This window comes from Micromonospora sp. NPDC049230 (assembly GCF_040647875.1).
Taxonomy (GTDB): Bacteria; Actinomycetota; Actinomycetes; order Mycobacteriales; family Micromonosporaceae; genus Micromonospora.
On sequence record NZ_JBEZCZ010000050.1, the window covers coordinates 37070 to 49865 of the forward strand.

Below are 12796 nucleotides of genomic sequence, written 5' to 3' on the forward strand. Positions count from 1 at the left end.
GCTCGCGGGTGTGGCGCGCGGTGGTCCGCCGCCACCGGGCGGTGCGGCTCTGGTCAGGGTGTGGCGACCGCCGCGCGGGAGCGGTCGGCGGCGATCCGGACGGCCAGCGCGGCCAGGGCCGTCCCGGTCACCCAGCGCTGCACCCGCAGCCACCCGGGTCGGCGGGCGAAGAACCCGGCCAACGAGCCGGCGCTGAGCACGATCAGCGTGTTCACGATCAGTGCGACGGTGATCTGGGTCAGGCCCAGCAGCAGACTCTGCGTCGCCACGTGCCCCCGCGTCGGGTCGATGAACTGGGGCAGCACCGACACGTAGAGGATGGCGATCTTCGGGTTCAGCAGGTTGGTGACCAGGCCCATGGTGAACAGCCGCCGGGGCGGGTCCGGCGGCATCGGCGCCGGCGTGAACGGTGAGTGCCCACCCGGACGCAGGGTCCGCCAGGCCAGCCAGAGCAGGTAACCGGCTCCGGCCAGCTTCACCACGGCGTACAGCGTCGGCACCAGGACGAAGACGGCGGCCAGGCCGGCGACGGCCGCGGTCAGGTAGACGCCGAACCCGGCGGCCACCCCGAGCAGTGACACCAGCCCGGCCCGGCGGCCCTGCGCCACCGAGCGGGACACCAGGTAGACCATGTTGGGGCCGGGCGTGAGCACCAGTCCCAACGCCACCACTGTGATGCCCAGCAGCGCACCCGTACCGACCATGACGTTCCCCCCGTTCGGCGTCTTCGCACCGACCGTAGGCCGGGCGACAGTGTCGACCGAGTGCCACCTGGCAGGACGTGGCCCTCGATTCGGACACCCGGGTCGAAACCACCCCGGCCGGTGCCGCCGGGAATGGTCACGGCCGCTGACGCGCTGATCCGCGGCAGGTGCGTGTCGCCGTCCGGAGGCGGCGCGTTACGGTGGCCGGGGGAGGTGCCGCAGGGTGACCGAGGCGTGGGAAGCGGCAGTGGAGGCGCAGATCCGGGGAGCCGTGCAACGCGGCGAGTTCGACGACCTGCCCGGCATGGGCAAGCCGATCCCCGGTCGAGGAGCACCGTACGACGAGTCGTGGTGGATCAAGAGTTTCCTGGAGCGTGAGGCGCTGCCCAGCGACCTGCTCCTACCCACCCCACTGCAACTGCGTCGGCGCATCGAGCAGGTCCCCGACGAGGTCCGCGACCTGCCCACCGAGCAGTCCGTCCGCGACTTCGTCGGCCAGTTGAACACGCAGATCGTGGCCTGGCTGCGCAACCCCGACGGTCCGCGCGTGGCGGTGCGTCCGGTGAACGTCGACGAGGTGGTGCGCCGCTGGCGTGCCGAGCACGCCCCGCCCCGCGTCCCGACGTCCCCGACCGAGCGGGTGGGCGCCGTCGCCGCGCCGCGCCGGTCCCGCCGTGCCTGGTGGTTGACCTGGCGTCGCCGTTCGCGCTGACCCGGGCGGCGCGGGCCCTGTGCGGCACCGCCAGACTGGTCGGATGGTGATCGAGTTGCGGGTGTCCGGCGCCTCCTCGCTGCCGGGCCTCACCCTGCGCCAGTGGCACGACGACGACCTGGATGCCCTGCTGGAGGTGTACCGGGACCCGGTGTTGCGCCGGTGGACCCGGGTGCCGGTGACCAACCTGACCGAGGGGCGGCAGTGGCTGGACCGGGTGCGCCAGGACTGGGACGCCGGTCGGAGGTACAGCTTCGCGGTCGTCGAGGACGACGCGGACGGCCCACGGCTGGCGGCGAACGTGGTGCTCAAGACGGTCAGCCCGCACTGGCCGGAGCCCGAGGTGGGCTACTGGACGGCGGCGTGGGCGCGCGGTCGCGGCGTCGCCCCGCGGGCGGTCACCGCGCTGAGCCGGTGGGCGTTCGACGAGTTTCCCGCGATGAGGCGCCTCGACCTGCTGCACCAGGTGGACAACGTGGCGTCCTGCCGGGTGGCGCAGAAGAGCGGTTACGTGTTCCAGGAGGTGCTGCCGGCTCGGCCTCCCTTTCCGTTGGACGGTCACCGGCACTCACTGACGCCCTGAGGGTCAGCTCAGCGCCGCCTGCCACCGCCACGAGGTGCGTCGTGCCCGGCCGGGCAGGTCACCGCGGCCGGTCATCCACAGCAGAACCTCGGGCGCGGCGCCGTCCGGGGCGTCCGGGAAGAGCCGCCGCAGCACCGCCGCGCTCAACCGCGGCGGTGGCTGCCAGGGCACGCCGAGACCGCGGGTGATGTCGTGGGTGTGCAGCAGGGTCTCGGCCACCCCCATCGCGGCGAAGCCAGTCGGGTCGCAGGGCCCGAAGTGCCAGGCCCGCGCGTGCGCCGGGGCGGCGTCGACGGCGGTGGCGAGCAACCCGGCGCTGGCCCGCACCACAGTGAGGGTCTGCGCCGGGCTCGCGTCGGGGGAGACCCGCAGGTCGTACGGCAGGTAGCTGTCAGTGGGACTGGCGACGACCTGGCCGGCGTACGCGAGCAGGTCGTGCGCGACGTGCGCGGCGGTGGTCCAGCAGCTCCACGTCAACGTGCCGGCGGGCACTGACCAGTCGCGCTCGCGGTGCGGGTGCAGCACCCGTGTCATCTCGTCGGCCGCCTGGAGCAGGTCGGCACCGGTCAGTGCGGACATTCGTCGAGCCTCGCATCGCGACTCGGGTACCGCAACCGAGATTTGCCGCTGTGCCCGGAATTTTCAATCCTCTGCCCAGATCTTGCAGAAGCCTGTTTAATTTCCGTACGCTGCCGTGGTGAGCGAACACCCGCTGGTTCAGGCGACCCAGCTGACGAAGATCTATCCGCCGCGCGGGTCCACAGCGGAGTTCCACGCCGTCGACGGCATCGACTTCGAGGTCCAGCGGGGCGAATCGTTCGGGCTGCTCGGCCCCAACGGCGCCGGTAAGTCCACCACCATGCGGATGATCGCCGCGACGTCGCCGATCAGCGGCGGCAGCCTGCGTGTGCTCGGCATGGACCCGATGCGACAGGGGCCGGAGATCCGCGCCCGGCTGGGCGTCGTGACGCAGGACGACTACCTGGACAACGAGCTGACCGTCCGGGAGAACCTGCACATCTACGGGCGGTACTTCAGCCTGCCGCGAGCCGTCATCCGGGACCGCGCGACCCGACTGCTGGACTTCGCCCAGCTTCAGGAGAAGGCCGGCGACCAGGTCGAGACCCTCTCCGGGGGTATGCGCCGACGGCTGACCATCGCCCGTTCCCTGATCAACGAACCCGACATCCTGCTCCTCGACGAGCCCACCACCGGCCTCGACCCGCAGGCCCGCCACGTCCTGTGGGACCGGCTCTTCCAGCTCAAGCAGGAGGGTGTCACGCTCATCCTCACCACCCACTACATGGACGAGGCCGAGCAGCTCTGCGACCGGCTCATCGTCGTCGACCACGGCCGGATCGTCGCGCAGGGCTCACCCCGGGACCTGATCACCAGGTACGCCACGCGCGAGGTCCTGGAACTGCGGTTCCGCCTCGACGAACGGGACACCGTCGCGGAGAAGCTGCGCACCTCGGCCCTGGCCACCGGCGGCAACGACAGCGACGGGCGCGTCGAGCTGCTCCCCGACCGGGTGCTCGTCTACACCGCCGACGGTGAGGCCGCCCTCGCCGCGGTGCACGCCATGTCGCTCACGCCGCTCACCGCCCTGGTCCGCCGCGCGACGTTGGAGGACGTGTTCCTCACCCTCACCGGCCGATCGCTGATCGAGTAGCAGGGAGGACCACCGGTGCTGCACGCCTTCGCATACTGGGTCACGCGCTACCGGCGCACCTGGCGCGGCTCGATCGTGATCAACGTACTGAATCCGTTGCTGTTCCTCGTCGGCATCGGCGCCGGCCTGGGCGCGCTTGTCGACGACAACGCGCCAACCCAGATCGCCGGCGTCTCCTACGCGGCGTTCTTCGCACCGGGCATGCTGGCCGCCGCCGCGATGCAGAACGCGTTCCTGGAAGGGGCCGCGGGAGTCGCCCGAGCCGCGGGTTTCGGGGCCTACCGCAGCGCCACCCCGACGCCCCTGCGACCGGAGCAGCTCGCCGCCGGGCACCTGCTCTTCATCACCGTCCGGGTGCTCATCGCCAGCGGCGCCTTCGTCGCGGTGATGGCCGCGTTCGGGTTGATTCGCGGCTGGTGGGCGCTCGGCGCCCTGCTCGGCGCGACGCTGACCGGAGCCGCGTTCGCGACGCCGGCCGCGGCGTGGGCGGTCGGCGTCCGCAAGCTGCGCCACATCGACACGGTGTTCCGCTTCGTCATCATGCCGCTCTACATGTTCTCCGGTACGTTCTTCGCCGTCTCGCAGCTACCGGAGTGGATCCGGCCGGTGTCCTATGTGCTGCCGCTGTGGCACGGGGTGGAGCTGTGCCGCACCCTCAGCCTCGGCACGGCCACGATCACCGGCAGTTGCGTCCACATCGCCTACCTGCTGACGCTCGCGGTCGGCGGCTTCCTGGTCGCCCGGGTCACCTACCGCCGACGGCTGCACCAGTGACGGCCCACCCACCGAGCCTCGGGGAGACAGCATGAGCACCGTCGTCGTGCCGGCCTGGACGGGCCGCCGAGCCCTCGCGCTCGTCGAACGCAACGCCATGATCTACCGCCGGTCGCTCACACCGCTGCTCAACGCGCTCGTCGAACCGATCCTGTACCTGCTGTCGATAGGTGTCGGCGTCGGGCTGCTCGTCGGCACGGTCCCCGGGGTCGACGTCCCGTACGCCGTCTACGTGGCGCCGGCGATCCTGGCCACAACCGCGATGAACACCGCGTTCAACCAGACCAGCTTCGGCGTCTTCACCCGGATGCGGGTCGAGAAGACCTACGAGGCGATCCTGCCGACACCGCTGTCGGTCACCGACATCGCCGTCGGCGAGGTCACCAGCGCGATGATCAACGCGCTGGTGACGTCGATCGGTTTCCTCACCCTCATGGCGATCGCCGGGCTGGTCACCTCACCCTGGGCGCTGCTGGCCCTGCCGGCGTCGGTGCTGGTCTCCTACGCGTTCGCCGCCGGCGGGCTGGCCGTCACGACGTACCTGCGCGACTTTCCCGACTTCCAGTACATCCAGCTCTTCATGCTGCCGATGTTCCTGTTCGCGACGACGTTCTATCCCCTGTCGGTCTATCCGGAGGCGGTGCGGCCCCTGATCCAGGCGCTGCCGCTCTACCACGGCATCGAGCTGGTTCGCGAACCGACGCTGGGCCGACTCGGCTGGGACCTGCTCATCCCGGTGGCCTACCTGTTGGCCTTCGGCTCGATCGCGATGGCCGTGGCCACCCGTCGAATGACCCGGGCGATGCTGCGCTGAGCGACGGGTCGGGGGTGCCGGAAGGCGTGGGCGCGCCGCGGATCAGGATGACGCTGTATGCCGCGATCCACACCAGCCAGGCACCGCGCATCCCTCGGGATCGACGGGTGACGGTGGTCGGTCAGTACGCAATGTCGAGGTGTTCGACTCCGCACCTGGCACAGGCCGACCACTGGTCGGCCGCGCCAACTTCCTGCTGTCACAGCTCGGGTTCCACGTCGCGCAGACGTTCGCCGCGCGGCTGACGCCACTGGGCATCGCGCCGAACCACTTCGGGCTGCTCACGCACCTCGAGCGAAGTGAAGGCAACACCCAGCAACAGCTCGCTGACGCGCTGGGCATCCACCGCAAGGTCATGGTCGGCCTGCTCGACGACCTGGAGCAGCGCGATCTGGTCGAACGTCGGCGGCATCCCGGCGACCGTCGCGCCCACGCCATCCACCTGACCGAAGCCGCGCGTCAGCTGCTACCCCGGGCACGCCAGGTCGCCGATCAGCACGAGGACGAGATCCTCACCCCACTCGACGCCGGCGAACGTGCCCAGCTCGTCGCTGTCCTGCGACGGCTCGCCGAGCACACCGGGAACCCGGACGGTGTCCACCCGGGCCTACATCAGTCGGCCGCCCGATCTCGCCACCCCGACGGCTCGTCGGCTTCCGCATAGCGCCGCACTCTCGCGGGCCGCTTCGGCCGACCGTTACCTCCGCGCGTCGGTCGGGTCGTCGGCGGCGAAGTCGCGAACGGCCGTGCGGATGGCCTCGCCGTACGGGTCATCCGGCAGGTGCGCCAGGTGTTCGCTGGCCCGAGCGAGATGTTTCCGGGCCTGGGCGGGATTGCCCAGCCGTCGGTGGCAGTCGGCCAGGTTCAGGTGCAGCGACGGCAGAAAAGCCTGGACCTGGAGCGAGGACAGGTGGCGCTGGGCGCGTTCGTCGGTCAGGTCGGCCACGGAGGCCAGGGCACGCTCGTCCCAGCTCAGCTCCGCCTCGGTGGTGTCCTGGAGATCGGCGAGGTAGTGGGCGAGCGTGCAGCGGTGGAAGGCGTCGCCGGTGGGGCCGATCTCGTCCCACAACGCGGTGAGGGCGTCGCGGGCGGGGCCCTGCTGCCCTGATCGCCCGAGCTGCACGGCCTCGCCGATCCGGGTCATTGTCGGATCGGGTGTCGGTTGGTCGTCCATGTCGCCGATGGTCGGGCCTCGACCCGGTCGAGGGTCAAACCGCGGCGGTGACGCCGGCCCGCACTTCGGCCGTCGCGGACGCAGATCGCGCACCGATGAGGTTTGCGCGCCGTGCCCGTCTGTACGTGTGAGATCGACTGACGAGAGGCGGACACGATGCGGAAACTGATCTTCGGCATGAACCTGAGCCTGGACGGCTACATCGCCGCGCCCGGTGACGACCTCGGCTGGAGCGTACCGAGCGACGAGCTGTTCCAGTGGTGGTCCGACCGGGTGGGGGCGACCGGCCTGGCGCTGTACGGGCGCAAGCTGTGGGAGGCGATGAGCTCCCACTGGCCCACTGCCGACCAGCAGCCCGGCGTCACACCGGCGGAGATCGAGTTCGCCCGCCGCTGGCGGGACATGCCGAAGGTGGTGTTCTCCTCGACGACCCGCACCGTCGACTGGAACACCCGCCTGGTCATCGGCGACGCGGTCACCGAGATCACCCGGCTCAAGGCCGAAGACGGCGGCCCCATGGACATCTGCGGCGCCACACTTGCCGCAGCGGCCATGCGGGCCGGGCTGATCGACGAGTACGTGCTGGTCACCGCACCGGTCCTGCTGGGCGGCGGCACGCCGTTCTTCACAGCCCTGGACAACTGGGTGAACCTGAACCTGGTGGAGACCCGGACGTTTCCCGGTGGCGTGGTGCTGACCCGATACGAGACGAGGCGATGAGCACGCGGTGTACCGGTCGACGACACGTGTGATCACCGTGTCGGTGGCAGGTCCAGCCAGGGTTTGTCGGCGGCGTCGAATCCGGTGAGCTCGGCGATCTTCCCGTCGACGACGTGCAGGACCGCGATGGCGAACAGCCGGTACTCCGGGTCGTCGGGGGTGCGGAGGTACAGCGCGGCGGCAGGCATGCGGTTGACCGTCGTGGGGATACCGCGCCAGTCGTCGTGGCCGCGCTGGAAGAGCCCGCCGGAGACCCAGCCGTCCACCGCGTCCTTGGCCGTGGTGGTCACGGTGCCCGGGTCGGGCAGCATCGCGAAGCGCAGGCCGTCGCGCAGGAGGGCCGTCAGCCCGTCGAGGTCGTTGCGCTCATGGGCCCTGATGTACGACGTCACCGCGCTGCGCTCCTCATTCGACAGCTCGTGGGTGGAGGGACTGCGCCAGTCGAGGCGGCGGTCGGGCAGCCGCTCGCGCATCGTCACACGGGCCCGCTGGAGTGCGCTGGTCACCGATGCGACGGTCAGCTCGAGGGCGTCGGCGGCTGTCGACGCCGGCCAGCCGAGGACGTCGCGCAGGATGAACACCGCCCGCTGCCGCGGCGGCAGGTGCTGGACGGCGACGATGAACGCCAGCTCGATCGTCTCCCGTGCCACCACCGACTCCTGCGGGTCCTCGGGGAGCATCCGGTCGGGGTACGGCTGCAGGTACAGCAGCTCGGAGTCGGGGTCCGGCAGCCCGGACGGTACGGGTGTGCGGTCGTTGCGCTTCTCCAGGAAGTCGAGGCAGGCGTTCGTCGCGATCCGGTACAGCCAGGTCCGCAGGGCAGCGTGGCCCCTGAACGACTCCCGCTTGTGCCACGCTCGCAGGAACGTCTCCTGCGTCATGTCCTGAGCGTCCTCGTAGTTCGCGAGCATCCGGTAGCAGTGCACCCGCAGCTCACGCCGGTGGCGCTCGGTCAGGAGCGCGAACCGCCCGGCATCCTCCGCGCGGACCGCAGCGATGAACGTGGCCTCGTCGGCGCCCAGCCGTCTGGCGTCGGTCATGGTCGTTGATCCTTTCACCGGTGCGTAAGGGCCAACAGAACCGACGGCGTGGCGGAGGATTTCTCATCGGTGCGCGGCCGGCTCGGCCAGGTCGGCGTGTGGCCCGCGCCCGGGGGATGGGTGCCGGCCACACGCCGCCGACGGTCCGCACAACGCCTACACGGACCGGCCGGCCATGCTGTCACTCGCCGGCGACGTCGCCGGTCTCCGGATCCTGGACGCCGGATGCGGCGGCGGCCACTACGCGGCCGAGTTGGTCGGCCGGGGAGCCGAGGTGGTGGCGGTGGACGGCAGCGCGACGCTGGTCCGGCACGCCCGGGCTCTGCTCGGCGATCGCGCCGACGTGCGGCAGCACGACCTGGACGCCCCGCTGAAGTTCGCGGCCGACACGATGGTAGTCGGACTCATCTCCAGCCCGCACCTGACAAGCGCCCCGCGACTTCGCCATGAGCATCGGCAGGCTGGCCCCGGCATCGAGCCCGCAATGCCAGTGTTCGCACAGGTACCACCCTTTCTCCGGGCACGCCGCCGGCGGCCGTGTGCTCGTCCACCAGGGCGTGGTCCTGGCCATACGACAGCCGCGCCAGCCCGGTGCCCGGGCACACGTCGCGCGGGCTGACGAGCTGGCCCGGCCCCGGGCGGTCGCTGGCCGGGCAACCGCACGGGGGGCGCGGCCGGGCCATCGACCCTGATCCGCTGAGCCCGCCCCGGCGAGCTCGCGCCCCTCAGGCCTGGGCGATGATGACGTCGAGCGCCGAGCGGACGGACGCCGGGCGGTGCCCGATGAGAGTTTCCAGCGTCGGGTCGGTCACGGCGAACTCGCCCCGGCGTGCCGCGCGGTACATGCCGAGGGTGAAGTCGGCTGCCGCCGCCGGAAGGCCCCGCGCGATGGCATCGGCCCGCCACCGGTCGTCGTCCGCGACGACGCGCCTGATGGTGCGGCCCGTGATGGCACTGAGGACGCCAGCCACCGCTTCGAGGTCGAGCATCTCCGGCGCGGTCAGCGGGGCGGTGACCCCGTCGAGCGCGCCCTCCTCGGCGAGCGCGACGGCCGCCGCCTCGGCCAGGTCGGCGTGTGCGGTCCAGGAGACCGGACCGTCCGCCGGCGCCACGAGCTGACCGGTCTCCAGCGCCGTACCGATGGCGAAGCTGAGCGTGCTCGCGTAGAAGCCGTTGCGCAGCGCGGTGAAGGGGACGCCCAGCCCGGCCAGGTGCTCCTCGGTCGCGGCGTGCGTGAGCTGGGCGGGGAAGAGTGAGTCCCGGGATGCCGCCTGGTGGCTGGTGTAGAGGATGCGCTTGGCTCCGGCGGCGTGGGCGGCGTCGATGGCGGCCAGGTTCGCGGTGACCGCACCGCTGCCGCGGATGGCAGCGGACACGACAAGAACCTTCTCGGCACCCTCGAAGGCGTGTTGCAACGTGGCCGGTTCGGTGAAGTCTCCGGCGCGGACCCGGACGCCGCGCGCGGCGAGACCCGCAGCCCTGGTCACGTCGCGCACGCTGACGCCCACGGTTTCGGCGGGAACCCGATCGAGGAGCCGATCGACGATCTGAGACCCGAGCTGACCGGTGGCGCCGGTGATGACGATCATGATGAGCACTCCTTGTTATCGGTGTTATCGCCGCGACGTTAGCAGCGATAGGCAGACGATAACAAGTTGCTGTTAGCATTGATTCATGACTCCGGCGCAGGACACGGCAACCCGGGACGACGTACGGCTCGGCATCGTCACGGCAGCCAGCCAACTGCTGCGTGACAAGGGCGCGAACGCGGTGACGACGCGCGCCGTGGCCGAGGCCGCAGGTGTGCAGGCACCCACCATCTACCGCCTCTTCGGTGACAAGGACGGCCTGATCGATGCCGTCGCGGAACACGTCATGGCCACCTACGTCGCGGCCAAGGCGGCAGCGGCGCAGGCCGCCGAGACTGACCCCGTGGCGGACCTGCGCCACGGGTGGCGGGTGCACGTCGAGTTCGGCTTGGCCAATCCTGAGTTGTACGCACTCATCGGCACACGAGGGCGCGGCGGGCAGTCACCGGCGACCGCCGCGGGCATCGAGGTGCTGCGCACCCGCGTACGACGACTGGCCGCGACCGGCCTGCTGCGGGTCGACGAGCAGCGGGCCCTCATGATGATCCACGCCGCCGGCAACGGCACCATTCTCGCGCTCCTGGCGACGCCCGCGCAGCAGCGCGACAGTGGTCTGAGCGACGCCATGTTCGATGCCGTGCTCGGCAGCATCCTGGTGAGCACCCCGGCGACACCCGACACGACAGTGCGGGCGGTGGCGGTCACCTTCGCCACTGTGGTGCCCGACCTCCCGGGGCTCAGCGATGCCGAACGCGCGCTCATGACGGAGTGGCTGCACCGCTCGCTGGGAATATGACTCGACGGGCAGACCGCTCGGCATGTAGCTTGCGGCTGACCGTGACACCACCCGAGGAGGTGAGACCCATGAACGCTGTGTCGATGTGGGTGCTCCCCCTCCCGTCATGGCCGAGCGACTGACGTAGGTGTCGCCGGGAGCGCCTCGCCAATAAGGCATTCTCGAAAGGCGACACCATGCCTGCTCTGCACGTCCCCGCCGACCGCGCACCCCTGGACTTCGACGTGATCATCGTCGGATGTGGGCCCACCGGTGCCATGCTCGCCGCCGAACTACGGCTGCACGATGTACGGGTCCTCGTCCTGGAGAAGGAGACCGAGCCCACGTCGTTCGTCCGCATCGTCGGTCTGCACATTCGCAGCCTTGAGCTGATGGCGATGCGCGGACTGTTGGACCGCATCCTCCCGCACGGACGACGCCGTCCGGCCGCCGGCTTCTTCGCCGCCATCGCCAAACCCGAGCCCACGGGCCTGGATTCCGCGTACGCCTATCTGCTGGGCATTCCGCAGCCGGTCATCGTGAACCTGCTCGAAGAACACGCGATCGACCTGGGTGCGCAGATCCGGCGCGGTTGCGCGGTCGCCGGTGTCGAGCAGGACGACGCGGGAGTCACCGTCGACCTGGCCGACGGGGAACGGCTGCGGTCGCGCTATCTCGTCGGCTGCGACGGCGCGCGCAGCACGGTACGCAAACTGCTCGGTGTCGGCTTCCCCGGCGAGCCCGCCCGGACCGAGACGCTGATGGGCGAGATGCAGGTAAGCGTGCCACCGGAGGAGATCGCCGCGAAGGTGGCCGAGATCAGCGAAACTCGTCGCCCCTTCTGGCTCCGGCCCTTCGGCAACGGTGTCTACAGCGTCGTGGTCCCCGCCGCCGGAATCAGCGACCGCGCGGAGCCACCCACCCTTGAGGATTTCCAACACCAGTTGCGCGCCATCGCCGGGACCGATTTCGGTGTGCACTCCCCGCGCTGGTTGTCCCGCTTCGGGGATGCCACCCGGCTGGCCGAACGGTACCGGGTCGGGCGGGTGCTGCTGGCCGGCGACGCGGCACACATCCATCCACCCATCGGCGGGCAGGGCCTCAACCTGGGCGTACAGGACGCGGTCAACCTCGGCTGGAAGCTGGCCGCGCAGGTCCGGGGCTGGGCGCCGGACACGCTGCTGGACACCTACCAGGCCGAACGTCATCCGGTCGCCGCCGACGTGCTGGACAACACCCGTGCCCAGGCGGAACTGCTGTCCCCCGAGCCGGGCCCACAGGCCGTACGCAGGCTGCTCACCGAACTGATGGACATCGACGAGGTGAACCGCCACCTCATCGAGAAGATCACCGGGATCGGCATCCGGTACGACTTCGGCGCGGGCCCGGACCTGCTCGGCCGCCGCCTGCGCGACATCGCTGTCAAACAGGGCAACCTCTACGGTCTGTTGTATGGCGGCCGGGGTCTGCTGCTGGACCGCACCGAACGCCTGACCGTCGGCGGCTGGTCGGACCGGGTCGCGTACCTGTCGGATCCCACCGCCGAGGTGGACGTACCCGGTGTCCTGCTGCGCCCCGACGGGCACGTCGCCTGGATCGGTGACGATCAGCAGGACATGGAGGAGCACCTCTCCCGCTGGTTCGGCGAGCCCGCCCACTGATCTCCGGCCGGCGGCCCCGACGTCGAGATTGAGCAGGGCCCAGACCTACCAGCGGCGACTGGCGAGGCGCTGAGGCATGTGCCTCGAACCGGCACCGCAGTCGGTCGTTACTGACCTGAGCTGACGCCAAGGCGCCTCGCGGCCCGCCGGTCGTGGATGACTGGCCTTGATCGACTCGGGTTTGCGGAAGTCGGGGTGTCCGGTGGTCCGGGATGCCCCGACTTTCATGAACCCGAGTCGATTGTGCCCGCTGGTGGCGGCTCGGGGTGGCCGCCTCGTCCTCGATCCGCTCGGCCGCACGGTCGGAGAGCGGAGCAGCATCGTCGAGAGAGGCCGCTCCTACCCGTCAGCCGGCGTGCCGGGAAACCACCCTCGCACCCCACATCGCCGCCCCGGCACCTGACGTGACTTTCAGAGTGCCTCACGTCGGGTGCCGGCAAGCGCGCCATGCCCCAGACGAGCCGTGATGCTTCACAGCACCGGCTAGCTGTGCTGTCCAGGGACGTTGGTCAACCTGGTGATCGGTGGTAGGCCGCCAGTGGCGGTGTGGGGTCGGTGGTGATTGTAGTGATGTAGGA

The 12796-nt window shown here is 70.6% G+C and carries 15 protein-coding genes and 1 pseudogene; 10 read left to right on the forward strand and 6 right to left on the reverse strand.

What is annotated here, in order from left to right:
* Positions 1-53 precede the first annotated feature (53 nt).
* Positions 54-704 (reverse strand): LysE family translocator, encoded by a 651-nt coding sequence (locus tag AB0A95_RS30135; RefSeq protein WP_357559109.1) that lies wholly within the window; start codon positions 702-704, stop codon positions 54-56.
* Positions 705-927: 223 nt separating this feature from the next.
* Between AB0A95_RS30135 and AB0A95_RS30140 the strand changes: the two genes are divergently transcribed.
* Positions 928-1416 carry a DUF1992 domain-containing protein gene (locus AB0A95_RS30140; protein WP_357559110.1) on the forward strand — a complete coding sequence of 163 codons (489 nt, stop codon included), beginning with the start codon at positions 928-930 and terminating at the stop codon, positions 1414-1416.
* Between the two features lie 43 nt (positions 1417-1459).
* Positions 1460-1999 carry a GNAT family N-acetyltransferase gene (locus AB0A95_RS30145; RefSeq protein WP_357559111.1) on the forward strand — a complete coding sequence of 180 codons (540 nt, stop codon included), beginning with the start codon at positions 1460-1462 and terminating at the stop codon, positions 1997-1999.
* A gap of 3 nt (positions 2000-2002) precedes the next feature.
* Here the strand turns inward: AB0A95_RS30145 and AB0A95_RS30150 are convergent, their stop codons facing one another.
* Positions 2003-2578 carry a maleylpyruvate isomerase N-terminal domain-containing protein gene (locus AB0A95_RS30150; RefSeq protein ID WP_357559112.1) on the reverse strand — a complete coding sequence of 192 codons (576 nt, stop codon included), beginning with the start codon at positions 2576-2578 and terminating at the stop codon, positions 2003-2005.
* A 151-nt stretch (positions 2579-2729) separates the two neighbouring features.
* Here AB0A95_RS30150 and AB0A95_RS30155 point away from each other — a divergent pair, with 151 nt between their 5' ends.
* From AB0A95_RS30155 to AB0A95_RS30170, 4 genes and pseudogenes are all read left to right on the forward strand, one after another.
* Positions 2730-3671 (forward strand): ABC transporter ATP-binding protein, encoded by a 942-nt coding sequence (locus AB0A95_RS30155; protein WP_357559124.1) that lies wholly within the window; start codon positions 2730-2732, stop codon positions 3669-3671.
* 15 nt (positions 3672-3686) lie between these two features.
* A complete protein-coding gene (locus AB0A95_RS30160; RefSeq protein ID WP_357559113.1) occupies positions 3687-4445 on the forward strand; it encodes an ABC transporter permease in 759 nt (252 codons plus the stop codon).
* 31 nt (positions 4446-4476) lie between these two features.
* Positions 4477-5259 (forward strand): ABC transporter permease, encoded by a 783-nt coding sequence (locus AB0A95_RS30165; protein ID WP_357559114.1) that lies wholly within the window; start codon positions 4477-4479, stop codon positions 5257-5259.
* Between the two features lie 139 nt (positions 5260-5398).
* Positions 5399-5629, forward strand: a pseudogene (locus AB0A95_RS30170) (MarR family winged helix-turn-helix transcriptional regulator); the annotation flags it as partial.
* Positions 5630-5725: 96 nt separating this feature from the next.
* Here AB0A95_RS30170 and AB0A95_RS30175 read toward each other — a convergent pair.
* Complete coding sequence (locus AB0A95_RS30175) at positions 5726-5860, reverse strand: hypothetical protein (RefSeq protein ID WP_357559125.1); 135 nt, start codon at positions 5858-5860, stop codon at positions 5726-5728.
* Between the two features lie 96 nt (positions 5861-5956).
* Positions 5957-6433 carry a hypothetical protein gene (locus AB0A95_RS30180; RefSeq protein WP_357559115.1) on the reverse strand — a complete coding sequence of 159 codons (477 nt, stop codon included), beginning with the start codon at positions 6431-6433 and terminating at the stop codon, positions 5957-5959.
* Positions 6434-6589: 156 nt separating this feature from the next.
* Between AB0A95_RS30180 and AB0A95_RS30185 the strand changes: the two genes are divergently transcribed.
* Positions 6590-7153, forward strand: a complete 564-nt coding sequence (locus AB0A95_RS30185; protein ID WP_357559116.1) for a dihydrofolate reductase family protein — start codon at positions 6590-6592, stop codon at positions 7151-7153.
* A gap of 32 nt (positions 7154-7185) precedes the next feature.
* Here AB0A95_RS30185 and AB0A95_RS30190 read toward each other — a convergent pair whose 3' ends face one another.
* Positions 7186-8193, reverse strand: coding sequence for an RNA polymerase subunit sigma-70 (locus AB0A95_RS30190; RefSeq protein ID WP_357559117.1), 1008 nt, complete (start codon positions 8191-8193; stop codon positions 7186-7188).
* 175 nt (positions 8194-8368) lie between these two features.
* Between AB0A95_RS30190 and AB0A95_RS30195 the strand changes: the two genes are divergently transcribed.
* Positions 8369-8812 carry a methyltransferase domain-containing protein gene (locus AB0A95_RS30195; protein WP_357559118.1) on the forward strand — a complete coding sequence of 148 codons (444 nt, stop codon included), beginning with the start codon at positions 8369-8371 and terminating at the stop codon, positions 8810-8812.
* Positions 8813-8918: 106 nt separating this feature from the next.
* On the opposite strand, the gene AB0A95_RS30200 is transcribed toward AB0A95_RS30195, so the two are convergent.
* Positions 8919-9782 carry an NmrA family NAD(P)-binding protein gene (locus AB0A95_RS30200; RefSeq protein WP_357559119.1) on the reverse strand — a complete coding sequence of 288 codons (864 nt, stop codon included), beginning with the start codon at positions 9780-9782 and terminating at the stop codon, positions 8919-8921.
* 85 nt (positions 9783-9867) lie between these two features.
* Between AB0A95_RS30200 and AB0A95_RS30205 the strand changes: the two genes are divergently transcribed.
* Positions 9868-10578: a TetR/AcrR family transcriptional regulator gene (locus AB0A95_RS30205; protein ID WP_357559120.1), complete on the forward strand. Its 711-nt coding sequence runs from the start codon at positions 9868-9870 to the stop codon at positions 10576-10578.
* 176 nt (positions 10579-10754) lie between these two features.
* A complete protein-coding gene (rox, locus tag AB0A95_RS30210) occupies positions 10755-12218 on the forward strand; it encodes a rifampin monooxygenase (protein WP_357559121.1) in 1464 nt (487 codons plus the stop codon).
* The last annotated feature ends 578 nt before the right edge of the window (positions 12219-12796 follow it).